The organism is Aliiroseovarius sp. (assembly GCF_965228805.1).
GTDB lineage: Bacteria > Pseudomonadota > Alphaproteobacteria > Rhodobacterales > Rhodobacteraceae > JASBTN01.
In genome coordinates this window covers 1,537,365-1,564,040 of the sequence record NZ_CBDDIE010000003.1, presented here as the reverse complement: position 1 = coordinate 1,564,040, position 26,676 = coordinate 1,537,365, and the positions used below count along the sequence as shown (strand labels likewise).

Below are 26,676 nucleotides of genomic sequence, written 5' to 3'. Positions count from 1 at the left end.
ACCTGACCTGCGATGTTTATTCTTTGCTTGATTGCCCTTCTCGAACAATGCAGAAATTTGGATCAAACCAATTAAGGAACTTGATGAATGCGCCGTGCGCTACCATCACTCTATGCGCTCAGGGTCTTTGAGGTCGCCGGTCGGCTGGAGCACCTGACTCGGGCTGCCGAAGAGTTCGGCATCACTCAGGGCGCGGTGAGTTATCAGATCAAAACACTGGAAGACGATCTGGGGTTCCGCCTGTTTGAACGGCGCGGTCGGAACGTGGCACTGACGGCGCAAGGGGCGCAGCTGCTTCCCGTCCTGCAGGCCAGCCTGCAGGACATCGCGGATTGCATCGCTCAGCTGAAACGCCAGACGCAAACCGATCCGCAGAGCATCACAATCGCCACGACCAGCTATTTCGCCACCAGATGGCTGTCACGCCGGTTGCCGCGGTTCATGTCGCAACACCCCGGGGTCGGCATCCGTCTCGTGCTTGCCTCAGCGTCCGGGGATCTGGTCCAGGGCTATGATATCGAGGTCCGCTGGGGCGACGGCACCTGGCGGGACGGCATTGTCGAAAAGCTATTCGATGCAGACCTGATGCCTGTTTGTGGCCCCGTGCTGATCGAAGGTCGACAAGACAGGTTTGGTGCAGGTGACCTCAGAGACTATCCGCTGTTGCATGATGATGAGACCAAGGAAGCATGGCGCGCCTGGCTGGCCCAGCTGGGCCTTACCGATCCCGTGTTTCTGGCCGGGCCGGAAATTGTGGATCCAAGCGTCCGCATGCAGGCGGTCATCGACGCTCAGGGGTTCGCTTTGGCCGATTGCCTGGTGAATGATGACCTGCAGGCAGGCCGAATGATCGCACCAATCAACACGAAACTCGGCGGATATGGCTATTACCTGATACAGGGGCCCGGCGAAGGCGCGGCACATGTGGTCCAATTTGCCGATTGGCTGCGCGAAGAGGCGAACCATTTCACCTGCGATACAGATCTGAAAATGGGCTAGGGCGACGCCGGGCACCCTGCGGTTGCCCGCTGTTCACATCGCTGAAAATCACCAATGTCGCAATCAGGCGGTTCTTTGGTCCTTATTTCAATACGATTGAGCAAAAAGGGCGTCGAGGGCGAGGGAGAGATGGCAACTGCATTGAACGGAATCTCACCCCGCAGTGAAAGCCACAGGCAAGGCGTGTTATTTGTTTTCGCGGCTGGCGTCCTGTGGTCAACAGTCGGGCTCGGCATCCGGTTGATCGAAGACGCTGTTGTCTGGCAGATCCTGCTCTATCGATCCATCAGCCTCAGCCTGTTTCTGTATGTCGTGATCCGATCGCGCACAGGCCAGACACCATTTGCCCAGATCCGCCGTCTTGGTTTTCCTGCCGTGATCGCCGGATTGTCACTGGTCGCGGCCTATTCAGGGGCGATCTATGCCATTCAGGCCACATCCGTTGCGAACGCGATGCTGCTGTTTGCGACTGCCCCTTTCCTTGCTGCCGTGTTGGGATGGGTCGTGCTGAGAGAACGCGTTCGCCCCGCAACCTGGGTCGCGATCGTCGTTGCGATCGGCGGCATTGCGATCATGGTGGCGGACAAATCCGAAGGCAGTGCTTTGAACGGCAGCCTTGCCGCATTGGGCTCGGCACTTGGGTTTGCAGTCTTCACCGTGGCCCTGCGCTGGGGGAAATCCGGCGATATGCTGCCGTCGGTGTTCCTGTCGGGCGTGTTCGCCATCTTCATCACCTTTGCTATTTGCCAGTACCTGCAACTGTCGGTGCTTCTGTCGCCAAGGGACGGAGGCATCGCCATGGCCATGGGTGTCTTCCAGGTCGGGACGGGCCTTATCCTGTACACGATCGGATCACGCGGACTTCCGGCCGCGGAACTTGTCCTTTTGTCCCTGGCGGAGGTTCTGCTTGGTCCGGTATGGGTCTGGGTGTTTCTGGGCGAGACGGCCACCTTCCACACATTGCTTGGCGGCAGCGTCCTGTTGATTGCGATTGTCGGAAATGCCGTTTCGGGAAAACGGCGACGCCCGCCGCCCGTATCGGGATAAAGAAGAACTTCGCCTTAAGAACCGTTATTCCGTGAGTAAACAAATCCGGCCATTTTTTCCCACATGCCCTGTAGCTTCGATCCGATTGCTTTATAACGGATAGGAGGCTTCAGGCTGGAAGAGGAAAAGGGCCCTGTCACACCAAGAGGATACGATTGAAAGCCAGGCCGGCCGGGCTGTCGGTGCAGAGATCCGGGCGATGCGGCGGGCACAGAACCTGACGCTGAATGATCTGGCCCAGGCTGCGTCCTTGTCCGTCGGGTTCCTCAGCCTCGTCGAGCGCGGGCAAAAGCAGCCGTCATTGGACGCGCTGCAGCGTATCAGCAAGGCCCTATCGGTCGAGATTGGCTGGCTGTTTCCCGCGTCCCCCAGCGACGATCCCGTTGAGGATGCCTATGTGGTGCGCAAAGGATTCCGCCGCCGAATTGACTACTCACGGCTCGCGGGCACCGAATACCTGGGTGAGACGGACCACCTGCTGACACCGTCTGTTGACGGACAACTGGTCATGACAATGATGCAGTTTTCACCCGGCGGTAATTCCGGCGATAACCCTCTGTCGCATGAGGGAGAAGAGGCGGGTTATGTGCTGACAGGGCAACTGACGCTGGAAGTGGACGGAAAGGTATTTGTGCTTGAGAAAGGGGACAGCTTTGGTTTTTCCGGCGATAAACCGCATCGGTATCTCAACAATGGCACCGATGATCTGCAGATCATCCTGTCCAACACTCCTGTCATCATGATGCAGCGTTAGTCGCTTTCCTGTTCCAGCATCATCTCGACGATTTTGCGCGCATAGCTGAGCGTCGGTCCCTCCCAGTGGGGCGAATAGCGCCCGCCATCATAGCCGGAGCATCGACGCCCCTGCTGCATCCCCTTGAGGATAGAGATATCCTCGCGGTTCAGATCATCCCACATCTGGATTACCTCGGCACGCTCCTTGGCGTATTTCTCACCCGTTGCGGCCTCATCCCCGATTAGAAAGACATGTAGCTCTTCACGGCAATGATCGGGTGCGTCGGGATAAGCCACCAGAACGGTGAACTGATCGGGAAAAATCTCGACTGCAAAATGCGGCATGGTCAGGAACCACTGCCCCTGCATCCGGTCCTCGTCCGAGAGGCCCGGGTAATGCGGCAGCCCCTCGCCCCGGCCCACTTGGATTTCGGGGAAGCGATAGCCGTTGACGAACGTATTGCCACGCCACTCGCCGGACCAGCGCAGATCCATCGGCGCAAATTCCAGCAGGCGGGGGTGCAGGGCAAAGACATGGTAGCCCTCCATGTAATTCTCATAGGCCAGTTTCCAGTTGGCCTCGATCTCGAAATCGAGCTTCCCGGCCCAGCGGATTGCCGAGAGGTCATAGCCCTTCAGCTGCTCCAGCACAGGCGCCATCCACACATCCAGCGGGTCGGCATCGCCCGAGATATTGACAAACAGGCAGCCAAAGAATTCTTCGACCCGCACCGGGACGAGGTCGAGCTTTTCCCCGCCGCCATCCTTGAAACTGTCGGCCTTGTTCGGCCCTTGGAAATGCGGGCGCGAGCGCAGCTTGCCATCCAGCCCATAGGCCCATTTGTGATAGGGGCAGGTGAGCGTCGCCTTCTTGCACGGTTCGGTGACCAGCTGCATGCCCCGATGGCGGCAGACATTCTGAAACCCGCGGATCTCGCCATCACGCCCATGCACCAGCACGATGGGCATGCCGCCCACCTCCAGCGGCTTCATGTCGCCGGGCTCGGGCAGTTCGGCCCGCGCGCCCGCAAACACCCAAGCCCGGCGAAAGATCAGCTCCTGTTCCAACTCGTGCCATTCGGGCGACCAATAGGCGGCATTGGGCAGGCCGCCGGCCTCTTCGATCGGGCGGAACACCTGCTCGAACCCTTCCGGGCCCAGAATGCGCTTGATCCGCTGCTCTGTGGTTTCCGCTACGACTGCACCGTCCATGACATCCTCCGAATCACGAATATCCCCAGTATTGTTCCTGCGGTAAAAAATACTATGCAAATTTTTTCTTTGCGGCGATAGTCACCGCAGGACAGCGGAGAACAGGGCATGGAATCAGCGCGCGTGGTGGTGATCGGCGGCGGCAATATGGGCGCAGCCGTTCTGTATCATCTGGCCAAGGAGGGCTGGACGGATACCGTTCTGGTCGAAAAGGCGGAACTAACATCGGGCGCAACATGGCACGCCGCAGGGCTGGTCAGCCGGATGACGCCGGGCCATGCGTTGGGCACCTGCCACGATTATGCTGTGGACCTGTACAAACGGATCGAAGAGGAAACCGAACAGGGCGTCAGTTGGCACAATTGCGGTTCGCTGCGCGTCGGCGCGACCGAGGATCACCGGGCCTGGCTGATGCACACCCGCGACGCGGTGCTGGCGCGCGGGCAAGAATGCCACTGGGTCACGCCCGCCGAGATCGCCGAGCTGAACCCGATCTATGACACTTCGCACATCATCGGCGGCATCTATACGCCTGACGATGGCCATGTGGACCCGTCCGGTACCTGCCAAGCCATGGCCAAGGGCGCGCGGATGCGGGGGGCCAAGGTCAAGCGGCGCAATCGGGTGACGGATGTGCAGCAACTGCCCTCGGGCGAATGGAAGGTGACCACCGAACTGGGCGACATCATCTGCGAACATGTGGTCAACGCAGGCGGCTATCACGCCCGCCAGATCGGTGCGTTTTCCGGCCTCGACCTGCCCATCGTACCGATGCAGCACCATTATGTGGTGACGGATACCGTGCCCGAGTTCGAAACCATGGGCCACGAAATCCCTGTCACCCGCGACGATTACTTCACCGGTTATCTGCGCCGCGAACAGGGCGGTGCGCTGATCGGGCTCTATGACACCCATGACGCGCTCGCCAAATGGCGCGAGGGCTGCCCCTGGGACAGCGAGAACGAGCTGTTCGAGCCGGATTACGACCGGATAACCCCCTGGTTAGAAAAGTGTTTTGAGCGTTACCCCGCCCTGATGGAGCGCGGCATCAAACGCATTGTGAACGGCGCCATCACCTATACGCCTGATGGCCATCCGCTGGTCGGGCCCGCGCCGGGGCTGAAGAATTACTGGCTGGCCTGCGGCGCCACGGTGGGCATCGCCTGGGGGCCGGGTCTGGGCCGGGCGCTGGCGCAATGGATGGTGCATGGCACAGCGGATATTTCCATGCGTGGCTTTGATCCGCGCCGCTTTGGCGCCTGGGTCGACGAAGAGCACGCCTATCAGCGCTGCCGCGAAAACTACATGACGCGCCTGTCTCTGCCTTATCCGCAGATCCAGTATGAGAGCTGCCGCGATGTTCGGGTCTCTGGCGCGCATGAGCGCACCAAGGCCCTTGGCGCGGTCTATGAGGATGCGAGCGGTTGGGAGCGCCCGCGGGTCTATGGCAAGGATTGGGGCGGGGTCGAACCCAAAGTGTGGCGGCGTGGCCCCTCGTGGGAGGCCGCCCTGGCCGAGGCGCGCGCCGTGCATGAAGGTGTGGGCCTGGGCGACTTCACCGCCTTTTCCAAGTTCGAGATCACGGGGCCCGAGGCCGAGGCTTACCTCAACCGCCTCTGCGCCAACCGGATGCCGCGCAAACCGGGCGGCACCTGCCTGACGCTGCTCCTGAACGAACAGGGCACGATCGAGGGCGAGGCCACTATCGCGCGCCTTGGCGAAGATCGCTTCTGGTTCGTCACCGGTGGCCCCTCCGAGCGCCGCGTCTGGGACTGGATCACGATCCACCAGCGCGGGAGCGAGGATGTGACCGTGAAAAACCTGTCGGATGATTGGGGCATCCTGACTATCGCCGGTCCAAAGGCCCGCGAAGTGTTGGCGACCCAGACCGACGCCTCGCTGGAAAACGCCGAGTTCGGCTGGCTGAAGGCGCGCGAAATCACCGTGGCGGGCGTGCCCGTAATTGCCATGCGCATGTCATTCTCGGGCGAGCTGGCCTGGGAGTTGCACGCCCCCAACGCCCATCTTGGGCAGTTGTGGGACGCGCTCTGGGACGCAGGCCAACCCCACGGCATCACCCCCTTCGGCTCCAAGGCGCTGGAGATGATGCGCATGGAAAAGGCCTATCGCGGCGGGCATGAACTGGCCAATGATGCGTCGCCTGTCCACACCGACCAGATGCGGTTCGTGAAGCTCGACAAGGATTTTGTCGGCCGCGATGCCGTGGCGCGGCGCGCGGAGGCCGGGGAAACGTCGCGCATCGCCTATCTGGAGGTCGAGGTCACCGACAGCGACGTTCTAGGCGGCGAAGCGGTGTTCCTGAACGGCAAAAAGGTCGGCTCCGTCTCCTCCGGCGGCTATGGCCCCAATACGGGCCGCAGCCTCGCCTTCGCTTTCCTCAGGCCCGACGCGACCAAACCCGGCACCGCATTGGAAGTCACCCTGTTTGGAGACATGAAGAAAGCCAGGGTTCTGGCCGAACCCGTGCTCGACCCCGAAAACGAGAGGTTGAAAGCATGAAGATCGACCGCGTCGAAACCCTCCCGCTGGAACCGCGCTTCAAAGGCGACGGCTATGCCATGTCGATGGGCCGTCAGACTGTGCTTTATCACCGTTTGCTGCGCCTGACGGCGGATGACGGCACTGTGGGGGTCGGCGAATTCGTCCGCCCGCCCACCTGGAGCGTGGCGGAGATCGAAGCGCTGGAGGATGACTGTCTCCCAGCTCTCCAAGGTATCGACTTGGCCGACCTCCCAGCCCTGCTGGCAATATGGCGCGACGGTGAAAAGCGACTGCAATACGTGGTGGCCGGAATAGATCTGGCGATGCTCGACATGATGGGCCGCGCGCTTGGCCTGCCGGTGTCGAGTTTGCTGGGCGGTGCGAGGGCGGCGGATTGCCCCGAATACCTCTCGCTTTCTTGCGAAGCGCCCGAGGTCATGGCTGAGATCGTGCGCGCCCAGAGCCAAAGTTTCGATGTGGTTCAAGCCAAGCTTGGGTCAGACACGCTCGACAATGATCTGACCCGCGTGCGCGCTGTACTGGGGGCGATGCGCCCCGATCAGAGGCTGCTGGCCGATTTTAACGGCGCGCTGAAGCCCGACGACGCTATCCGCGCACTGCCAGAAATCAATGACCCCCGCGTGATGTGGGAGGAACCCTGTGACGAATACGACGACGGGCTGGCTGTGGCGCGCGGCATTGACGCATCGGTGATGCTGGACCAGTGCCTGAAGGACCTGCCCACCTATATGCGTGCCATTCAGGATCGCGCAGCGGCGGCGCTGGTGATCAAATCTGACTCTATCGGAGGGCTCAGCGTTGGGCGCACGGTGCGCGATGCCTGTGCGGCGGCGGCGATCAAGGTGCGCATCGATGGCTGGTGGGCCGGTCAGGTGGCCGGTGCCGGGGCGCTGCATCTGGCGGTTGGAACGCCGCCCGCCATGCTGATCTCTTCCATCGACCTCACCGACCCGATCGACACAGATCGGTCCATGATCGCGCGCCCAGCCCCGGGTCGCGTTTGCGCAGGCCCCGGCCCCGGGCTGGGGACAATACCCGAAACCCTGTTTCCAGCCGAGGAGGATGGCCAATGACAGACGTAACATGGCATCAGTTTCAACCCGACACGTCCCATCTGCCACGGGTGCCGATCCGGGGCATCCGGGGGTTGCCCGGCTCGGACCACCCGGCCTTTCCCGAAAGCATCCCGCATATTGGCAACGCGTTGTTTCGGGTGCGCCCCGACAGCGCAGGCCACAGCTTGGAGGCGCTGGCCGCCAGTGCGGGCAACCTGATGCGGCGTGAGATCGACGCGCATCCGGCGATCCTGTTCAAGGACGTGCCGATCACATCTCAGGACGAATTCGGCGCGTTTTGCGCGCGAATGGGGCTGAAGCCGCATGATTACACCGGCGGTAACGCGGTGCGGGACAAGCAGGAAAACAACGTCAACGTCACCAGCTTCGAGCCGCCCGGCGTGACGCTCTCGCCCCATAATGAAATGGCTTATATGCCCGGCGGCCCGACCTATATCATGTTTTACTGCCAAAAAGCCGCCGAAGAGGGGGGCGAGGTGCCGGTCAACGACAACCGCCTGACCCCCGGTGAACTGGCCCCCGCGATCGTCGAGGAAGCCCGCCGCCGCGACATCCGGTACTATCGCTGGTATCCGCAAGAAAACACCGCGCAGGTCGTCGGCTGGAAGCAATCTCTGGGTGTCGCGAACAAGGACGAGGCTGAGGCCTATCTGGCCAGGCATGGCATCAATTACGACTGGGGGCCGAACGGGTCGATGACAACCTGGCACCGGGCTAAGGTGTTTCAGGAGTATAAGGGCAAAGAGGTCTGGCTGAACCAGATGTCGGAAATGCACTCCTCGTTCTGGACGCAAAACGATGTCTATTGGGAGCACGGCCTGAAAGAGGATGAAATTCAGGGCAACTCCACCTTTGGGGATGGCGAACCGATCCCGATGGAAACGGTCCTGCAAATCCGCGGTGCGATCTGGCGCACCACGCAAGTGCTGAAGATGGAACCCGGTGATCTGGTTCTGCTGGACAACAACCTCTTTCAACACGGTCGATGCATTATTCCGGCACCCGCAAACATTACGTCTGTCTGGGCGTCTAGGCCGCACCGGAAAGGAAACCCAATGCCCCACTCCAACATGAGCGATGGCGAACGGCAGGCGCGGCTGGATCTGGCCCGGCTTTATCGCTGTTTCGTCCATTATGGCTGGACCGATTTCATCTACACCCATATCTCGGCCCGCGTGCCGGGAGAGCCAAACAATTACCTGATCAACCCCTATGGGCTGCTGTTTCACGAGGTGACGGCAGGCAACCTGATCAAGGTCACGATGGAGGGTGAGGTTGTTGCGGGCGACTATCCGGTGAATGACGCAGGCCATGAAATCCACACGGCCGTTCTGAAACACCGGCCCGAAATCAACTTCGCCGCCCATAGCCACACCCGCGCAGGTATTGCCGTTTCAGCCATGGACTGCGGGCTGCTACCGCTCAGTCAGCAGGCGAATGAGATCGGAGGGCAGGTCTGTTATCATGAATATGACGACGCCACCGCATCCGAGAGCGAGTGCGAAAAGCTGGGTGCCGATCTGGGTGACAAATACGCGATGATCATGCTCAACCACGGTCTGCTGACTGTGGGGCGCGACGCAGGCGAGTGTTTCTATTACCTCTATACGCTTGAGAACGCCTGCAAGGCGCAGGTGGATGTGCTGTCTGCGGGGGTGAAAACCGTGCAGCCCAGCGATGCGGTGATCCAACATACGCATCACTGGGGCAATCCCGGTCCTCAGCCCAACCGGGGCATGGAATGGGCCGCGATCACCCGGCTGATCGACGAGAAATATGCCGATTACAAGTCGTTCTGATTCCGCATCGAACAGGAGGTCACGATGGTCACATTCACCAAACTAACAGGCCATATCGGTGCCGAAGTCAACGATGTCGACCTGAACGCGCCGTTAACCGATGCCACCGCACAGGCGATCTATGACGGGTTAATGGAACATCAGATGCTGGTGTTTCGCGACGCACATATCACGCCCGAAGCGCAAACTGCGCTGGCCGCCAGCCTCGGCCCGATCATGCCGGTGCATCCGTTCTACCGGTCTGTCGATGGCCATCCGCCCATCGCCATCATCGAGGACACTGCCGAAAGCAAACCGGAAAACGCCGAATGGCACAGCGACATGAGCGCGATGAAAGAGCCGCCCTTTGGCTGTATCCTGCACGGGCGTGTGATCCCGCCTGTGGGGGGCGATACGCTGTGGTGTTCGATGTATGCGGTGCATGACGCGCTGCCCGAAGACCTGCGCGCAAAGTTGAAAGACGCCTATGCGGTGCATGACATCCGCGCAGGCTATGACACTCGGCTGGACAACGGCAAGGACGGCGACCGGGCTGAGACGCTGGAAAACTGGGGCGCGGAACAGGGCAACGAGGTGTTGCACAAACTGATCATGCCGCACCCGGCCACCGGGCGGCCGCTGATCTATGCCAATGTATCTTATACCTTGCGGATTACCGGATTGGAGCCGGATGAAAGCCGCGCTGTGCTTAAGCAGATCTATGAGTTGATCGACAAGCCCGACTTTCAGGTGCGGGTCAAATGGCGCCCCGGTACCGTGGTCATGCGGGACAATTTTGCGACCCAGCATTATGCGGTCGGGGATCACTTTCCCGCGCATCGGCAGATGAATCGCATTACCGTCGCACGGGACCGGCGCGCGCCATATGTTGCCCCGGAAGTCGTTCAACAGTGACAGCCGTAGATACCGGTTCGTTTGAGACAGGGTTTGGCGGGCTGAACGCATGCCATTCGGGGTCAAACACCGGCTTGTGATTGAGTGTTGGTTTTTCATCCTCGCGGTAAATTCGATAGCTTTTTGCGCAAGCACTGGCTGAATGGGTATGAAGATGGTTTGAGATCCGGGCACTATCATGGCTATGAATGACCGGTACCGCGACTTCGGCTGCGATGGCAAGTTGGGTGTACCGCAGCTGCAACAACATGCTGCGTCAGCACTAGTCGCGGATGCAAAAGGCCGCTTAGTCCGCGCAGCTGACTATTAGAAATGTTTCGTCGAACGGCGGCTCGCCGGATCATTGATAAGGCGTTCTACTCAGATTGTCGGTTCGGTCTCTAGAGCAACTGAGTGGGGATTTGCATTTTGTGGGGTACGACGAGGCAATCGGTCGCTCCATAAAAAGAAGGTAGTTCATTACGAAATTTTTGGTCAGTATACCGTGTCGCCGTGATATGAGTGACTGAATTAAAAGGGTTTTTCATGTGTGGATAGGTAATGTCAGATGGAGCGCCACAGTTGTTTGTGGTGCGTCGCCCGACATAACCTAAAAGTTTCAAAAGGTCATCTTGTCCTACAAATGTAGAAAACGGCCTCGGATCCAATCCGAGGCCGTTTGATTTCAGGCTGGGGCTGGCAAACTTAAATGGTGCTGGACTGAAGGCCATACGAACTCAATCGGGGGGAAGCTGTTATTCACTATTCCTTGATCAAATGGCAGCTACTTGCAGATGTTGTTGAGAAACTTAAAATTTCCGTGCTCCCGAATTTCCGCCAATTGGAGCGCATCAGAAAGACTGGTTATGGTTGCCTCAGGCAGCGAGCTTGAAGGTGAAAATCTCCGGTGTGCGGGCAATTTCACTTTTGTTACGACGCTACCTCAGTCCGCTATTCACCGAACTCCTCTTTTTGTGTGAACTCAAGTTAGGTTGCGACATTTCTTGTTATCCAAGTTTTCTCAGTTCTTCGGTGAATGCTTCTGTTGGCGTTCGCCACCCAAGACATTTCCTTGGTGTTCCGTTCAGGCGGTCACAAATCGCCTTCATGTCGCGATTTGAGAGCGCCGCGATCGGGGTATCGCGCGGCAAATACCTTCGAGCCCGTTTGTTCAGGTTCTCAACCGAGCCTTTTTGCCATGGGGCCTGCGGATCACAGAACCAGGCGCTCGTTCCAATTCCTGATTCCAGCTTTCGCCATCCCGAGAACTCAATTCCGCGATCAAAAGTAATAGACTGGCGCGCGATCTGGGGCAGGGGTTCCATTACGTTCATGAGTTTCGCCATGAAGTGTTTCGAACTGCGATCATTGTTGCGGAACAAGACTGCAAAGCGGGTCTTCCGTTCGACCAACGATGCGACGTTTGCTTTCCCGTGCTCTTGCCGGAAAATCATAAGATCACCTTCCCATTCCCCAAAAGTTGAACGTTCTTTTATGTACTCAGGCCTGTTGTGGATCGATCTTTCAAGCGGGAACATCATGCCGCGAGGTGTGCGAGAATAGCGCGGTTTTCGCTTCTTCCGCCGTTCTGGAAGGTAACGTGCCAACGCCTGTGATTGACCGTCTGGGCTGTAGACATAGGCGTAAATCGTCTCATGACTGACGGTCGTTGCATGACCTTCAAGCTTTAGACGACCTGCAATCTGTTCCGGTGACCAACCTTCTTGGAGCCGTCCTATCACAGCTTCCCGGAGTTCAGGAATACGCACCAGTTTGCGACGTCTTGCACGGCGATCAGCCGCCGATTTCTGGGCAAGCATCCCGTAGTAGCCATTGAGCTGAGGCAACTCTTCATCCTTGAAGAAATTGCGTTTGATCTCACGATAGACAGTCGCACGGTGGCGATTGATCTGGCGCGCAATCTCGGCGACTTTTACCTTCCTATGCAAAAGGTCCTCGATTTTGCGCCGTTCGGCTAGATTTAGCTCGGTTCGTTTCATAAACTGTTCTCCTGACTTTCCAGTAGGATAGAGGAAAAGTCGCTTCCCAGTTTAGAATGTGCCTTGAAACAGGTTCAATGGCCGATAATCTGACTGAGGAAAGCTTTTGTCCTATCGCTTTTGGGCATTTCGAAGAATTCAGCAGGCTCGGCCATCTCAACAATTTCTCCACTGTCCATGAACACAACCCTGTCTGCAACGGCGCGTGCAAACCCCATTTCATGCGTGACGCAGATCATCGTCATGCCCTCTTTTGCGAGATCAACCATCACTTCCAGAACCTCATTGATCATTTCAGGATCCAAGGCCGATGTCGGTTCATCAAACAGGATAACTTCTGGTTTCATGCAAAGCGCACGCGCAATCGCCACCCGTTGCTGCTGTCCTCCGGACAGCTGAATCGGGTATTTTTCAGCTTGCTCGGCGATCTTCACTTTTTCGAGGAAGTGCATCGCAACATCTTTTGCTTCAGACTTGGACATCTTACGCACCAATGTTTGCGCCAGGGTCAGGTTTTTCAGGATGGTCATGTGAGGGAATAAATTGAAGCTCTGGAATACCATGCCGACTTCGCGACGCACTGCATTCAGGTTTTTCAACTCATCGGTCAGTTCGATGCCGTCAATCACGATCTGACCTGAATCGTGTTTTTCCAGCCGGTTTATACACCGGATCAGCGTGGATTTCCCCGACCCGGACGGACCACAAACAACAATGCGCTCACCTTTCTCAACCGTTAGGTTGATGTCTTTCAGAGCATGAAACGAGCCGTAGTATTTTTCTACGTTGTTGAGTTGGATAAGTGTGGAAGACATGTTCGGCCTCACTTTCGAGTATATCCGCTGATCCGGTATTCAATCGCGCCGATCGACTTTTGAATGATGAATGTCAGGATCATGTAAACGATGGCCAACGAGATGAAGACCTCATATGGGGCATATGTCTGAGCAACGATGGTGCGGGCGATTCCGGTCATATCCATCAATGTCACGGTACTTGCCAGGGCGGTCGATTTCAGCAAACTGATGAACTCGTTGCCATATGCTGGCAGAGACAGGCGAATGGCGATGGGTGACACTAGATAGACAAAGCGTTGCCGTGCAGACAGCCCCAAGGCTTCGCCCGCTTCTTTGATGCCCTGATCTACACCCAGAACGCCTCCGCGCAGAACTTCGGATGCATAGGCGCCCGAGTTTAGGGTCAAAGCGACGACAACACATCCAAACGGGTCCCGGAAAATAGGCCACAGAAAGCTGTCGCGGATAAAGTCAAGCTGAGGGAAGCCGTAGTAGATGATGAACATCTGCACCAGGATCGGGGTGCCGCGAAAGATATAGATATAGGCCTGGGCAGGGTAGTTCAGATACCACTTACCGCTTATGCGCATCAGCATCAGACCTGTTGCAACAATCAACCCAAGGATCGCAGAAAGAAACAGCAGCTGGAATGTAATGCCGATGCCGCCAAGCATCCGCGGCAAGGCGTTCACGATTATCGAAAGGTCAAAACTCATTTTGCCCTCTTCATGTGGCGAAACCCATAGTGTTCAAGCGCCATAACGCTTAGGGTGATGACGGTTGAAAACCCCAGGTAAATTGCGCCAACGACGATATACATCGTGAAAGGTTGACCTGTTGTGCCAATGGCTTGTTTGGCGACGAACAGAGTTTCGTTCAGCCCGATGATCGAGATCAAGGCCGTGTCTTTGACCAACGACAGCATGTGGTTCCCGAAAGCAGGTAATGCCAGACGCCACATCTCGGGGACGCGGACATAGAAAAACACCTGGAAGGTCGATAATCCCAATGCATATGCGGCTTCGATGCTGCCTTGTTTGACACCGAGGAAAGCGCCGCGAAACGTTTCGGTCGCATAAGCTCCGACAACCAGCGCAATGGCAAGCGTTCCCGCCCAGAACGGTGGAATATCAACAAACTTAACTTCCGGGTCGAAGACTTGCGCAATCGCAGTCAGCGTGATTGCCGAACCGAAATACAACAACAAGATAACCAGGATTTCAGGCGTCCCGCGAAAGATGACGGTATATGCGCCCGCGAGTTTTGTCAGAACCGGTTTGTTTGAAAGCTTGGCCGCGGCCCCAAGCAAACCAAACACAACCATCAGAACCAGAGATGCCAGAAACACCTCCAAAACCACGACGGATCCCCAAAAGAAATCATCCCACCAACCGGACAGGCTACTCATCGTATGTGCTCCGAAATTCTGCAAGCGCCAAGCGGCACTTGGCGCAACCATGGTGTTTGGTTGCGCCTGTTTTCAGGGAACTGAACTCAGATCAGTTTTCGTTGTATATCGCGAAGGGGAAGTATTTCAGTGCATACTCTGTAAGCTTGTCTTCCGCGATCAGCTGATCCAAGGCACTATCTAGACGTGCTTTCAGTTCGGGCTGGCCCTGGCGCAGACCAATGCCAACACCGATTCCAAAGAACTCTTCCTCATTCAGAGACGGGCTGATGAACTCATAGTCTTTGCCACGTTCCTGGCTGAGAAACTTGAGATGGATCTTCATCGGGTTTGACATGATCGCGTCAACGCGGCCATTGATAAGATCAAGGTACATCGGTTCTGTACCGTCGTAGTAGACGACGTCAGCATCAGGCACCTTGGCATTGAACCAGGCTTCGTAGGTGGATGCGCGTTCAAGGCCAACGCGCAGACCATCAAAATTGGCTGCGATCGGATTGCCATCCGCATCAAAGAGTTCTTTGTTCAACCCCTTGCGACCAATCATGCGACCAATCGAGTCGCGGTATGGGCGCGAGAAATCCATTTTCTCCAGACGTGTCTCGGTGATCGACATGGAAGCGATAATAAGATCAAATTTATTGGCCAGCAGCGCCGGGATCATACCACCCCATTCCTGACAGACATACTCCAGTTCGACGCCCATGATTTCGGCAACGCCTTTTGCAACATCGACGTCATAGCCGGCCAGATCACCGTCTTCGGAGCGGTAGTTGAACGGAGGATACGTGCATTCCATACCCACACGAAGCGTTTCCGCCTGTGCAGCGCCAGATGCCCCAAATGTCATCGTCGCCGCGATCGCCGCAAAAGCCAGTTTCATTTTCTTCATCACAGTTCTCCCTTGCTTCGTTTTAGAACACCCGTTGTCGAACTTGGGGTTCATCTTCAGTTTGCATTTTCACCTCAGGCCTGTTCACCACCATGGGTCGCACGCGAGGTTGAGCTTGCGTCCAGCCCATGAACCAGCGCAGCCTTGAGCTTCGGACAATCTATCAGACACACCGCCTGAAACTGGTTTCTCACGGCTTCAATCGACGGATGTAGGGCCGAGGCCGGAAGGTCGCGTTCCGAACCCAGTGCTTTTTGGATCACATCAGGAAATTTTGAAGGGTGCGCTGTCAGCAAACTAACGATCTTGGTCCCCTTGGGCGCTCGCCTTGCATAGTCCAGTGACGCCGTAACGGCCACTGCGCCATGCGGATCCAAAAGATAACCATCGCAGGTTTCAAAAACATGCTTGATGGTGTCCAGCGTATTCTGGTCAGAGATCGACGCCGTCTCGTATCCGCGCCGAATGCCATTCAACATGTTCTGATCAAATGTGATACGCCCAGTCTTCTGCATCTCCCGCATCCACCCGTCCAAAGCGGCGTGATCTTGGCCGGAGATAAAGTAGAGGAAGCGCCAATAGTTGTAAGGCAACGAGATATCGATTGCGTTTGACGGCGTCACCTCAAGCGGCAGGCGTTCGTAGGTGCCTGTCTGGTGCAAGCGATGCAGCGGGCTGTTGCGGTTTTGAGCGCAAATAAAGGTTTCAACTGGCAACCCCATTTCGCGCGCCAGAAACCCCGCAAAAAGATTTCCGAAGGCCCCTGCAGGGACTGAAAACGTTATCGGGTCTCCCACGTTTTCGACGGTCCTGAAATAGGCGTAGAAATAGTGGATCGACTGGAACATCACCCGGCACCAGTTCACGGAATTCACGCTGGACAGATTGTATGCTTTGACCAAGTCACGGTCGTCAAACATATCAAACAGAACGTCATCCAGATCATCCGCACCGTTGGGGCAGTTTTCAACGGCGACGGCATGGACATTGGGCTGCCCCAATGTGGTGATCTGCCGTTCCTGTTCTTCCGAAATAAAGCCGCGGGGGTATAGCACCCAGCAGTCGATCGTTTCTTGCTTGCCGCACGACGCAAAGGCCGCAGCAGGCCCTGTGTCACCGGTTGTGGCCATAATGATCGAGACTTTTTCGTTCCGGCGCTTCAGAAGATAGTCCATGCAGTTCAGCAAGAATCCCATGGCCACGTCTTTGAACGACAGGGTAGGGCCGTGGAACAGCTCTAACAGGTACTGATTTTCGTGATTTGGCAGGGGCACAACCGGCACAATATCCTGATGGGTAAAAGTGCCGGTGCTCTTAGCGATCAGTTCTTTCAGATCGCCAGCGGGAATCACGCCGTCATCGATGAACTGCGACAGGATTTCATACGCCAGATCGTTAAACGGCAGGTTTGCCCAGCTTGCCAGCGTCGATGCACTTACCGTTGGAATATGAGCAGGCACATATAGACCACCGTCTTCGGGCATGCCGTTTAACAGCGCATCTTCAAAGCCAACTGCCTTGGCTTTACCGCGAGTGCTCACAAATTCCATCATCGTGATCCGTTATCTTCCTCAACTGCGTGATACACAGTTTATCTAAGTTACACATTTAGTCCAGTTTCATGTCACGTTTATGAAGGTGACACTGTAAATTCGCTATGTGTTTAGAGCCGCGCGTACGGCCTTTGCGATCTGAATATCCTGTACCGCCACGCCGGTGAGATCGGCGATTGTGACCTGTGAATCGGACGTTCTTCCAACCGCATGCCCAGAAATGACATGCCCCAGCTCTTGCAGGTGTTCGGCCCGGAATGCCCCAGCGTTTATGGCCTTAAAAGACTCTCCTCGCTGCAGGCATTGCGGAATGGAATCGGCAACAACCAGATCGGCCTTGCCCACCACATCGGCATCCAGTTCCTGTTTCTCGGGCGTATCGGATCCCATCGCAGTGATATGTGTCCCCGGCCGGATCATCTCGGCCGTGATCAGGGGCTGTTGAGACGGGGTCGTCGTCACAATGAGATTGCAGGCACTACACACCTCAGCAGCGTTTCTGGTCCCTTCGACCTCGAAACCAAGCTCTGCCATGTCGGCTGCATATTGGTCCAGCTTCGCGTCAGATCGGCCCCAAGCCATCACCTTTCGGCAGGACGTCACGGATTTCAGATACTCCACCTGCATTTTGCCCTGAATGCCCAACCCGAACACCCCAATCGCGTCGACTTGACTGGGCGCGAGCTGCTTGGCTGCAATTTGCCCCGCAACAGCCGTGCGAATATCCGTAAGGTATCCTTCGTCCAACAGCACGGCCTCAAGAACGCCGGTTTTCTGCGCAAACACAAGCATCAGCCCCGAGTTCGACGGCAAGCCGATTGATGGGTTATCGTAGAACCCAGAAGCAATCTTGATGACGTAGACGTCGTCGTTTTTGATATAGCCATATTTGATATGTGTATCACCTGGCGGCTGCTCAAAGGTCAGTTCTCCAACCGGCGGCACCACAACTTCGCCCTGAGAATACGCTACAAATCCCTGCTCAAGCGTGTTCGAGAAATCCATCTTCTCAGTCACGGTCTTAATCTGTTCCAGCGTATAGATTTGTGTCATGACAGAACCTTTCGAACGATGTCGTTTTCCCGCACACGCACGAGATCTTTATATAGTGTTGAGCGAGACACATCTAAAATCGCAGCCAGTTGGTCCACAGAGCGACGCGCATACAAAAGCCCTTTGCCATCAATCTGCTTGAGAAGAAGACGACGCTGCTCTGGCTTCATCTCACTTTGGGCAAGATTATGCTTTTCGAGGAAGTGGTTTATCTCATTGATTATGAGCCCCTGCCAGTCGTTCCTGAACAGAACTTCGGGTCGTTTTTCCATACGAGGGGGCGTGATAAGTTCACTCAGAATTTGGTGTGCACCAAGGAATTTCGAATAGTCAGCATTTACACAAAGCAGACCAACGGCCCTCTCTTCGTCATCTCTTATCACAGCAGAAATGGAGTTGACGGCCTGACCATTCACCCCGCTCTTTTCGTAGGGTCCAAACACATCTTTGGTAAGGACTTCACCGCTGTCACCCAGTCCCAGGTTCGAAGGCATGCCGACCTCTTGCCCCGAGCAGTTATTGTAGATTGCAAAAATTTCGTCATTTTCGAGGTCATGCAAAATCACTTCGACATGAGGACCAAAGAGATCAGCAACGGCTTGAGCGATGGGTTGAATTTTATGTAGGGGATGCGGCATTTTATTGAAGCTTCACAGTTCATGAATACAAACAAGTTGCACACTATTCCACATTTTGTCTCATCTGCAAGGGCGGTTGAATGCTGTGCCTGTTAAATTTTCCACCTTGGGGTTCCGCTCTGCTTGGTGCCAGTCCCATCAACGTCATCCGGTCGCGCACGCGGTCACCGTTGTGACTTGTGCGACTGACTAGCGGCTTTGGAGGCAACTTATGAACATAAGCCAAACGCGATGACATTGAGCGTTTTGATCCGTTAAGAGAAGATCCGCATTTGCCTTCTACCTGTTTGAATTGACAAAGTTACCTGAATTTGCCCGGATCCTATTACCGCGTTCTGGCAGACGTGGTGACGACAACGGTGTCGCAATAGTAAAGGAATGCTGCATCAGTGAAGAGCAGATTTTTGATATCGGCAGCGCTCGCATCTTTATAATCGATCTCGGCCGCAGCAAAATTGCGGTTCAGGAGTTCAGCATCAGCGCAGTTTTGAATGATCGATCTGGCGACAGCGGCTGCAACGCATCAATTAGCGTGCCGCGACCGCGAACGGACGCTGCGTCAGCAAACACAAAGAAAGGCAACGGCGGCAAAGTCATCACAGTTCTTGGGATGGTGGCTGACATGGAACTCAAGTTCATTCGTGACCGGCAGCGTGCAGGAATCGAAGCGGCCAAGGGCAAGGGCCTTTACAAGGGGAGGCGGAAATCCGTTGATGACAATGAAATCCGACGATTGGCGCGCGAGGGTACTCCCAAAGCCCAGATCGCCCGTGATCTAGGGGTTTCAAGGATGACGGTCTATCGGGCGCTCGCTGATGCCGAAACCTGAAGCCGCCGTTCGTTCTGGGCGCGGCGGATTCAACAAACGAACCCATTTCGACTGATGCTGCGGCAAAGATGAATGTCGGCTTCCATTGCGTCAACTAGCGCGGTTCAGGTTTCGATCCGGAGCGCGGCCGCCAACATTTCAACCGCACATAGGCGTTCTGAAACTTCTTGTGGCCACCTGCCAACCGCTGCGGGTTTGCAGACCGGCACCCGGCATGAGCCCTTTGTCATTCTTGGAGCAGGTTAAGGGCGTAATCCAGTGAGTTCGCTATTATACTGGCGGCTGTAGCTGCCGTGGTCCCGCTTCAGGTGTGACACCAGATAGTCAATAAATGCACGCAGGCATTCCACGCGCCGGTTTTGTTCAGGGTAATACAGATAAAACGGAGGAAGGTTCTTCACATAGTTTTCCAGAACCGTTTCAAGCGCACCTGATTTCAGATGGTCATTGATGGTTGCGCGTAGGGACCAGCCGATTCCGTGGCCGTCACGAGCTGCCTGTACGACGCCCCCGATATTGTCGAAAGTAAGCCGGGACGGGGGATTAATGATCTTTTCCTGCTCGTTTTCGACAAACTTCCAGGCGGCGAGCTTCTTGGCCGACGGAAGCTTGTAGCGTATGCACTGATGGTTCAGCAGATCCCTGGGATGCGACGGGCGTCCATGCTGATCCAGATAAGACGGCGCTGCTGAGAATGCAGGCGTCAAGGGCGGAGTCAGCCGCACGGCGACCATTTCAGGCGCGAGAATATCCCCGAGCCGAACCCCGGCGTGAAAGCCCTCTCGGACAATATCCGTCAGGCTTTCGTTCAGCGAAATGTCGATATTAAGCCCCGGATGGTCTGCCAGGAACGATGACAAAACCGGCGCGATGGCAGTGACATAGGCGCCCCGTGTTGCCGCAAGGCGCAGGGTTCCCGTTAGCGTGGTTGCCGTATCCCGGGTTTTCTTCACTGCATCCACCATATCTCTGTAGGCGGGCGCGGCGGCTTCAAACAGAACGCGGCCGGCTTCAGTGAGTTCGATACTGCGCGTCGTGCGGTGAATGAGCCCGACGCCCATTTTTTTCCTCAAGAGACTTCAACTGAAGACTGACCGCAGGGGCGCCGACACCCAGCGCATCGGCAGCAGCCCGCAAGGAGCCCTCCCGGACGATCGTGAGAAACACTTCTATCCCATAAACAGGCGCACGTTCCATTGTTTAAGAATACTAACTGCTGACTTCAGTTTGCAAGGGATAATCAAACGCTGACGGGTGCCATACGGTGCGGTTTCAGGTGATGTATTGGCAAGATCGGGCAACACAATGAGTATGGTTCAGGCACAGGCACGCCCCAACAATGTCGTGCGCGGCGTGATATTGGTCGTGGTGGCCCTTTTCATAACGTCAGTGCAGGATGTGATTTTCAAGTTCTTCAGCAGCGAGATGCCTCTGGGACAGATTTTTTCGCTGAGGGCCATGCTCGCGCTGCCGTTGCTTTACGCCGTTTCCGTCTTGCAGAGAACTGACCGGCGCCTTTTGCAGGATGCACTCGGACCGTGGGTGTTGCTGCGATCCCTGTTCATGACACTGATGTTTCTGTCGTTTTACGGCGCCATCCCCTTTGTCAGCCTGTCCGTTCTCGGGGCGGGGACCTATACCGCCCCAATCTTTGTCACGATCATATCGGCCTGTGTCATCGGCGAGCCCGTCGGTTGGCGCGGCTGGCTCGCGGTGCTGCTCGGCTTTGCCGGTGTCCTTGTGCTGTTGCAGCCTGGCACAGACGCCTTCTCGCTCTGGGCGCTTGCGCCTGTCGGTGGTGCTGTATTCTATGCTCTGGCGCACATCCTGACACGAACGAAATGCCAGGTTGTGACGGTTGCAGCACTGGCGCTGTCTCTTAAACTGGTCATGTTGATTGCAGGCATGGCCGTGAGCAGTGTTCTGCTGCTCTGGACCCCAGACGAAGCAATGGTGCGCGCCTATCCCAATCTGCTTGGCAAGTGGTCAGCGGTTGACCAAACTGAATGGATGATTTTGGGGCTGCTGGCGATCCTGACTGTGCTGATCGGCCTCGGGATCGCCGGTGCTTACAAGGCCGCACCGCCATCAACTGTCGCAACCTTTGAATACAGCTATCTTGTGTTTGCCGCGACCTGGGATCTTGTGTTCTTCAACACGGCTCCCACCGCAACAACCCTGCTGGGGATGCTTATGATCATCTGTGCGGGGATTATGGTTCTGAAGCGCGAATGACGAAGACTAAAGACATGCAGCACTTCCACCAAGCGACGTGAAGCAGTCACTAGTGAATTGGCAGCGAAAGCTCACTTTGTCCCGCACCTTTCCAATTCATGGTTTCAGATTTGCTGCGCAATTCATCAACGGCTGCTATCCCTTTTGCAAGGCAGCGTAAAATTTTATGCCATTGCAGAAAAACCGGCGCTGCGAGCGCGCGCAGCAAGATTTTGACACTTCCGGTGTGGGCTCGTTACGGACGCAGATCCGGCTGCCCCTGACGACACACGCCCAGCCCCCGCCCCGTTACAAAAACATCATCAAACCGACATGTGGCGGAATCATCCGCCCTTTACCCCCGCCGCAACTGAACGGGGGGCACATGCTCGAGATCACGAACCTGACCAAGCGTTTCGGCGAGGCCACCGCGGTGGACGGCGCGAACATCACCGTGGACCGTCCGATGATGATCGGCATCATCGGGGCCTCGGGCGCTGGCAAATCCACACTGCTGCGTATGTTGAACCGTCTGGGCGATGCCTCGGACGGGTCGATCAGCTTCGAGGGGCGCGAGATCACCACGCTGAAGGGTGCTGCCAAACGCGCCTGGCAGCGCGACTGCGCGATGATCTTTCAGCAGTTCAACCTGGTGCCGCGCATGGATGTGGTGTCGAACGTGCTGCATGGCACGCTCAATCGCCGGTCCACCCTGGCGACCATGTTCAACCTCTACCCGACCGAGGATGTGCATCGCGCCATCGACATCCTGGAGCGTCTGGGCCTGGCCGCCCATGCGTCGAAACGCGCCGAGGCCCTGTCGGGCGGGCAGCAGCAGCGCGTCGCAATCGCGCGCGCCCTGATGCAGGACCCGAAGTTGATCCTGGCGGATGAGCCCATCGCCTCGCTCGACCCGATGAACGCGCAGGTGGTGATGGATGCGCTGCGCCGTATCCACGAGGAAGACGGCCGCATGGTCATCGCCAACCTGCACACGCTGGACACCGCGCGCCGCTATTGCGACCGGGTGATCGGCATGCGCATGGGCCGTGTGGTCTTTGACGGCACGCCCGAACAGCTGACCACCGGCGTGGCGCGCGACATCTATGGCGCGGGAGACAGTTTCTCGGAAGCCGCCACCTCGACCGCCATCGAGACCATCCAAGACACCGAAATCCGCGCGGCGGAAGTCGCCATCTGAATTTCATCATCGCGCCCGGCCACTGGGGGCGGGCGTCTTAACCGGAGATCTGAACGATGAAAAAACTGCTTGCTGCCATCGTGGCAACCACGGCCCTGACCACCCCGGTCCTGGCCGCCGACACCATCACCGAGTTCCGCATCGGCATCCTGGGCGGCGAGAACGCCCAGGACCGCCTGGCCTCGCATGAGTGCCTGCAGACCTACGCCCAGGAAGCCCTGGGTGTGCCGGTGAAACTGTTCGCCCCGGCCGATTACAATGGCGTGATCCAGGGCCTGCTGGGCGGCTCCATCGACATGGCCTGGCTGGGCGCGAGCGGTTACGCCAAGACCTACCTGGAAGACCCGAACGCGGTCGAGCCGGTGCTGGTCAAGATCAACCTGGACGGCTCCTACGGCTACCACTCGATCGGTTTTGCCCGCAAGGACAGCGGCATCGCCTCGCTGGAGGACATGAAGGGCCAGGTGTTTGGCTTCGGTGACCCGAACTCGACCAGCGGTTACCTGATCCCCTCGATCGAGATCCCGACCGAGATCAACGCCACCATGGACAACGGCGACTACTTCGGTGAGGTCAAGTTCACCGGCGGCCACGAGCAGACCATCGTCGCGGTCAACAACGGCGACGTGAACGCCGGTGTGACCTGGGCCGACGGCCAGGGCAACTGGGAAGACGGCTATAACTCGGGCGCGCTGCGCAAGGCCGTGGACGCGGGCCTGATCGACATGAACGACCTGGTCGAGATCTGGCGCTCGAAGCCGATCCCGGAAGGCCCGATCGTGCTGCGCACCGCCCTGCCCGCCGACGTCAAGGCCACCATGACCGCCCTGATCGACGGCATGTATGACGCCGACAAGGACTGCACCTACAACATCTCGGCTGGCGAAAGCCTGGGCTTCGACCCGATCACCCACGACGCCTACCTGTCGATCATCGAAGCGCGCCGCGCGAAATCCAACTGATTTCAGCAGCCTCTCCGGGTCCTGTCGTCCTGTGACAGGGCCCGGTTTTTCATTTGAAGGCCCCTCATGAGCGATCAGACCCTCCATACCCCCGATTACCGGCGCGATTACCTGGAAGCGATGAGCCGAAAGCGGCTCTATTCCGGCCTGATCGGGATCGTTTTTGTGGCGCTTTTGCTGTCCGGCTTCCGCCTGGCCGACAGCCGCAATGCCGGCAGTTTCATCGACGGCTGGCGGCAGATCCTGGATTTCCCGGCAAGCGTGCTGGGCGAGGCCGCCGAGAAGGCCCATGAGCTGCCCGGCCACCTGGTGCGGTTTCTGCCCGCGCTGATCGAGACGATCAATATTGCCGCCGTCTCCACCCTCTTGGGCGCGATGGCGGCGATGGTGCTGTCGCTGCTGGCGACGCGCGGGTTGGCGCGCTGGCCGCGGCTGATCGGGCTTTTTCGCCGCGTGATGGACGTGATGCGCGCGGTGCCCGAGATCGTGATCGCGTTGGTCTTGATCTTTGTGCTCGGCGGTGGGCCGGTGCCCGCGATGATCGCGATTGCCTTTCATACGGCGGGGGCGCTGGGGAAACTTTTCTCGGAAGTGAATGAAAACGCCGATCTGAAACCGATTGAAGGCCTCGCCTCGACCGGCGCCAGCTGGGGTCAGCGCATGTGGCTGGGCGTGGTGCCGCAGGTGGCGCCGAACTACCTGTCCTATGCGCTTCTGCGGTTTGAGATCAACATCCGCGCCTCGGCCATCCTGGGTTTCGTCGGCGCGGGCGGCATTGGCTATGAGCTGAAGAACGCCATGTCCTGGGGCCAGGGCAAATATGACGAGGCCGCCGCGATTTTCCTGCTGCTGTTCGGCGCCATCGTCTTCTTCGACCAACTGTCCAGCCACGTGCGCGAACGCCTGGTGAAAGGGGCCAAAGCATGACCATGAGCGCCACCGATATCACCACGCTGCGCGGTGAGGCCGACCGGCTGTTTGCCAGGAAACGCCTGACCGCATTCGCGATCCCTGCTGTGATCCTGGCCTATTTGACCTATGCCTTCTTTGCCTTCGACGTACCGGGCCTGTCCGAACGCGCCAGCGTCGACAATGCCCGTGCGCTGGTGGCCGACACCTATTCCTACAAGACCCATGTGACGCGGCAGAACCGGTCGGGCGAGATTTCCATCGCCATCGAGGGCGAGCGCAAGGGCACCTATGCCACCGGCACTGCGCCCGATTGGGTCACTCTGGGCGAAGACACCGTGATCGACCTGGACGGCGGCCATGTGGTGCGTTTTGCAGACGAGGCCGTGACCTATGAGGTGCCCGGCTATGGCCTGATCACCGCCGTGCCCTCGCGCCAGGGCGTCGCCCTGACCCTGCCCACCGATGAGGTGCCGGGGTGGATCAACGCGTCGAAGAACCGGGTGGCGATCACCACGGATGCGGGACGCCTGACCGTGACCAAGGCCCGCGCCGAGGTGTTTCGGTACTTTACTGGCTGGGAGCTGTTCTTCTTTACCCTCGACAGCGAGTTCCACGGCAAGAGCTTTGGCGAACTGGTCGGGCTGGTGATCGAGGATCCCGCCAATCTGACCCGTATCGTCAGCGATTTCTGGCACAACAAGATGTGGCAGCACAGCCAGGTTGTCTGGGCCCTGTTCGAAACCATCCTGATGGCCTTCCTGGGCACCTTCGGCGCGGCCATGGTGGCGCTGCCGCTGGCCTTCATGGCGGCAAAGAACTTCTCGCCGCTGCGCTCCGTGCGCTTCGGTTTCCGGCGGGTGTTCGACTTCGTGCGCGGCGTTGACGGGCTGATCTGGACCATCGTGCTGGCCCGCGCCTTCGGTCCCGGCCCCTTGACCGGCGCGCTGGCGATCCTGATCACGGACACCGGCAGCTTCGGCAAGATGTTTTCCGAAGCACTGGAGAACGTGGACAACAAGCAGATCGAGGGCATTGCCTCGACTGGCGCGAAACCCTTGCAACGCTATCGCTTTGGGGTGATCCCGCAGGTCACGCCGATTTTCCTGAGCCAGATCCTGTATTACCTGGAATCCAACACCCGGTCAGCGACGATCATCGGGGCGATTACCGGGGGCGGCATCGGGCTGTTGCTGACCCAGGCGATGATCACCCAGAAGGACTGGGAAGAGGTCTCCTACTACATCGTGCTGATCGTGCTGATGGTGATGGCGATGGACTGGTTCTCGGGCTGGCTGCGACGCAAGCTGATCCAGGGCGGCGAGGGCGGTCACTGATGCCGAAGCTCTGCCCGGACAGCCCGTTCCTGCACCCAGACGCCGAAATCACCGAGAGTAGCTTCGGCCGCTATGTCGAGATCGGCCGCGGCACCCGCGTGGCCCATTCGACCGTCGGCGATTATTCCTACACCGACCGCTATGCCGATGTGGCAAATGCGGAGGTGGGCAAGTTCGTGAACATCGCCAGTTTCGTGCGCATCGGCGCGACGGATCACCCGATGCACACGGCGAGCATGCATCACATGCTCTACCGTTCGTCGGATTACTGGGATGACGCACCCCATGACGAGCGCTTCTTTGCCCAGCGCAAGGCACGGCGGGCGCGGATCGGCCATGACACCTGGATCGGCCATAATGCGCAGATCAAGCCCGAGATCACCGTGGGCCATGGCGCCGTGGTGGCCTCGGGCGCGGTGGTGACGCGGGATGTGCCGCCCTACATGATCGTGGCCGGCGTGCCGGCGATCCCGATCCGGCGGCGGTTCCCGGATGACGTGGCCAACCGGCTGATGGCCCTGGCCTGGTGGGACTGGGACCATGCACGACTGCGCGCCGCTCTGGAAGATTTCCGCGCCCTGCCCGCCGAGGCCTTCCTGGAGAAATACGGCGGCTGAAC

General features: G+C 57.8%; 25 protein-coding genes. 14 read left to right on the top strand and 11 right to left on the bottom strand.

All coding sequences use genetic code 11. The features are described 5' to 3' along the window. The first annotated feature begins 87 nt into the window (after nt 1-87). The 3 genes from ACO07D_RS08845 (at nt 88) to ACO07D_RS08835 (ending at nt 2,800) form a co-directional block, all read left to right on the top strand. Complete coding sequence (locus ACO07D_RS08845; protein ID WP_421702582.1) at nt 88-999, top strand: LysR substrate-binding domain-containing protein; 912 nt, start codon at nt 88-90, stop codon at nt 997-999. A 129-nt stretch (nt 1,000-1,128) separates the two neighbouring features. Beyond that, nucleotides 1,129-2,046: a DMT family transporter gene (locus ACO07D_RS08840; RefSeq protein WP_421705014.1), complete on the top strand. Its 918-nt coding sequence runs from the start codon at nt 1,129-1,131 to the stop codon at nt 2,044-2,046. Between the two features lie 133 nt (nt 2,047-2,179). Next, nucleotides 2,180-2,800: a helix-turn-helix domain-containing protein gene (locus tag ACO07D_RS08835; RefSeq protein ID WP_421705013.1), complete on the top strand. Its 621-nt coding sequence runs from the start codon at nt 2,180-2,182 to the stop codon at nt 2,798-2,800. Here the strand turns inward: ACO07D_RS08835 and ACO07D_RS08830 are convergent. Continuing rightward, nucleotides 2,797-3,993 (bottom strand): aromatic ring-hydroxylating oxygenase subunit alpha, encoded by a 1,197-nt coding sequence (locus ACO07D_RS08830; protein WP_421702581.1) that lies wholly within the window; start codon nt 3,991-3,993, stop codon nt 2,797-2,799. The genes ACO07D_RS08835 and ACO07D_RS08830 overlap by 4 nt on opposite strands. Before the next feature lie 108 nt (nt 3,994-4,101). On the opposite strand from ACO07D_RS08830, the gene ACO07D_RS08825 reads away from it, so the two are divergent. The 4 genes from ACO07D_RS08825 to ACO07D_RS08810 are packed head-to-tail and all read left to right on the top strand — an operon-like array spanning nt 4,102 to nt 10,285. Continuing rightward, nucleotides 4,102-6,513, top strand: coding sequence for an FAD-dependent oxidoreductase (locus ACO07D_RS08825; RefSeq protein ID WP_421702580.1), 2,412 nt, complete (start codon nt 4,102-4,104; stop codon nt 6,511-6,513). After that, on the top strand, nt 6,510-7,589 hold the full coding sequence (locus ACO07D_RS08820) for a mandelate racemase/muconate lactonizing enzyme family protein (RefSeq protein ID WP_421702579.1): 1,080 nt from the start codon (nt 6,510-6,512) through the stop codon (nt 7,587-7,589). The genes ACO07D_RS08825 and ACO07D_RS08820 overlap by 4 nt, the downstream gene beginning before the upstream one ends. After that, entirely contained in the window at nt 7,586-9,391 is a 1,806-nt protein-coding gene (locus ACO07D_RS08815; protein ID WP_421702578.1) for a class II aldolase/adducin family protein, read from the top strand. The genes ACO07D_RS08820 and ACO07D_RS08815 overlap by 4 nt, the downstream gene beginning before the upstream one ends. Before the next feature lie 24 nt (nt 9,392-9,415). Continuing rightward, nucleotides 9,416-10,285, top strand: a complete 870-nt coding sequence (locus ACO07D_RS08810; RefSeq protein ID WP_421702577.1) for a TauD/TfdA dioxygenase family protein — start codon at nt 9,416-9,418, stop codon at nt 10,283-10,285. A gap of 986 nt (nt 10,286-11,271) precedes the next feature. On the opposite strand, the gene ACO07D_RS08805 is transcribed toward ACO07D_RS08810, so the two are convergent. From ACO07D_RS08805 to ACO07D_RS08770, 8 genes are all read right to left on the bottom strand, one after another. Further along, on the bottom strand, nt 11,272-12,264 hold the full coding sequence (locus ACO07D_RS08805; RefSeq protein WP_421701032.1) for an IS30 family transposase: 993 nt from the start codon (nt 12,262-12,264) through the stop codon (nt 11,272-11,274). 74 nt (nt 12,265-12,338) lie between these two features. After that, nucleotides 12,339-13,079: an amino acid ABC transporter ATP-binding protein gene (locus ACO07D_RS08800; protein ID WP_421702576.1), complete on the bottom strand. Its 741-nt coding sequence runs from the start codon at nt 13,077-13,079 to the stop codon at nt 12,339-12,341. A gap of 8 nt (nt 13,080-13,087) precedes the next feature. Further along, nucleotides 13,088-13,777 carry an ABC transporter permease gene (locus ACO07D_RS08795; protein WP_421702575.1) on the bottom strand — a complete coding sequence of 230 codons (690 nt, stop codon included), beginning with the start codon at nt 13,775-13,777 and terminating at the stop codon, nt 13,088-13,090. Then, entirely contained in the window at nt 13,774-14,469 is a 696-nt protein-coding gene (locus ACO07D_RS08790; protein WP_421702574.1) for an ABC transporter permease, read from the bottom strand. The genes ACO07D_RS08795 and ACO07D_RS08790 overlap by 4 nt, the downstream gene beginning before the upstream one ends. A gap of 91 nt (nt 14,470-14,560) precedes the next feature. Next, nucleotides 14,561-15,361: a transporter substrate-binding domain-containing protein gene (locus tag ACO07D_RS08785; protein ID WP_421702573.1), complete on the bottom strand. Its 801-nt coding sequence runs from the start codon at nt 15,359-15,361 to the stop codon at nt 14,561-14,563. A 74-nt stretch (nt 15,362-15,435) separates the two neighbouring features. Next, the gene (gene thrC / locus ACO07D_RS08780; protein ID WP_421702572.1) at nt 15,436-16,914 is read right to left on the bottom strand and encodes a threonine synthase; all 1,479 of its coding nucleotides are present in this window, start codon (nt 16,912-16,914) and stop codon (nt 15,436-15,438) included. Between the two features lie 102 nt (nt 16,915-17,016). Beyond that, nucleotides 17,017-17,967 (bottom strand): ornithine cyclodeaminase family protein, encoded by a 951-nt coding sequence (locus ACO07D_RS08775; protein WP_421702571.1) that lies wholly within the window; start codon nt 17,965-17,967, stop codon nt 17,017-17,019. Beyond that, nucleotides 17,964-18,605, bottom strand: a complete 642-nt coding sequence (locus ACO07D_RS08770; RefSeq protein ID WP_421702570.1) for a helix-turn-helix transcriptional regulator — start codon at nt 18,603-18,605, stop codon at nt 17,964-17,966. The genes ACO07D_RS08775 and ACO07D_RS08770 overlap by 4 nt, the downstream gene beginning before the upstream one ends. A gap of 292 nt (nt 18,606-18,897) precedes the next feature. Here ACO07D_RS08770 and ACO07D_RS08765 point away from each other — a divergent pair, with 292 nt between their 5' ends. Beyond that, on the top strand, nt 18,898-19,434 hold the full coding sequence (locus tag ACO07D_RS08765) for a recombinase family protein (protein ID WP_421702569.1): 537 nt from the start codon (nt 18,898-18,900) through the stop codon (nt 19,432-19,434). A gap of 242 nt (nt 19,435-19,676) precedes the next feature. Here the strand turns inward: ACO07D_RS08765 and ACO07D_RS08760 are convergent, their stop codons facing one another. Further along, nucleotides 19,677-20,495 carry a LysR substrate-binding domain-containing protein gene (locus tag ACO07D_RS08760; protein WP_421702568.1) on the bottom strand — a complete coding sequence of 273 codons (819 nt, stop codon included), beginning with the start codon at nt 20,493-20,495 and terminating at the stop codon, nt 19,677-19,679. Then, entirely contained in the window at nt 20,446-20,631 is a 186-nt protein-coding gene (locus ACO07D_RS08755) for a helix-turn-helix domain-containing protein (protein ID WP_421702567.1), read from the bottom strand. Before ACO07D_RS08755 ends, ACO07D_RS08760 begins: the two co-directional genes overlap by 50 nt. A 108-nt stretch (nt 20,632-20,739) precedes the next feature. Here ACO07D_RS08755 and ACO07D_RS08750 point away from each other — a divergent pair, with 108 nt between their 5' ends. The 6 genes from ACO07D_RS08750 to ACO07D_RS08725 all read left to right on the top strand — a co-directional run bounded on the left by ACO07D_RS08750 (nt 20,740) and on the right by ACO07D_RS08725 (nt 26,674). Continuing rightward, nucleotides 20,740-21,669, top strand: a complete 930-nt coding sequence (locus ACO07D_RS08750) for a DMT family transporter (protein ID WP_421702566.1) — start codon at nt 20,740-20,742, stop codon at nt 21,667-21,669. A 364-nt stretch (nt 21,670-22,033) separates the two neighbouring features. Continuing rightward, entirely contained in the window at nt 22,034-22,849 is an 816-nt protein-coding gene (phnC, locus tag ACO07D_RS08745) for a phosphonate ABC transporter ATP-binding protein (RefSeq protein ID WP_421702565.1), read from the top strand. 56 nt (nt 22,850-22,905) lie between these two features. Beyond that, a complete protein-coding gene (phnD, locus tag ACO07D_RS08740; RefSeq protein WP_421702564.1) occupies nt 22,906-23,811 on the top strand; it encodes a phosphonate ABC transporter substrate-binding protein in 906 nt (301 codons plus the stop codon). Between the two features lie 66 nt (nt 23,812-23,877). Further along, nucleotides 23,878-24,738 (top strand): phosphonate ABC transporter, permease protein PhnE, encoded by an 861-nt coding sequence (phnE, locus tag ACO07D_RS08735; protein WP_421702563.1) that lies wholly within the window; start codon nt 23,878-23,880, stop codon nt 24,736-24,738. Next, nucleotides 24,735-26,057 (top strand): phosphonate ABC transporter, permease protein PhnE, encoded by a 1,323-nt coding sequence (phnE, locus tag ACO07D_RS08730; protein WP_421702562.1) that lies wholly within the window; start codon nt 24,735-24,737, stop codon nt 26,055-26,057. Before phnE (ACO07D_RS08735) ends, phnE (ACO07D_RS08730) begins: the two co-directional genes overlap by 4 nt. Beyond that, nucleotides 26,057-26,674 carry a chloramphenicol acetyltransferase gene (locus ACO07D_RS08725; RefSeq protein WP_421702561.1) on the top strand — a complete coding sequence of 206 codons (618 nt, stop codon included), beginning with the start codon at nt 26,057-26,059 and terminating at the stop codon, nt 26,672-26,674. The genes phnE (ACO07D_RS08730) and ACO07D_RS08725 overlap by 1 nt, the downstream gene beginning before the upstream one ends. Nucleotides 26,675-26,676 lie beyond the last annotated feature (2 nt).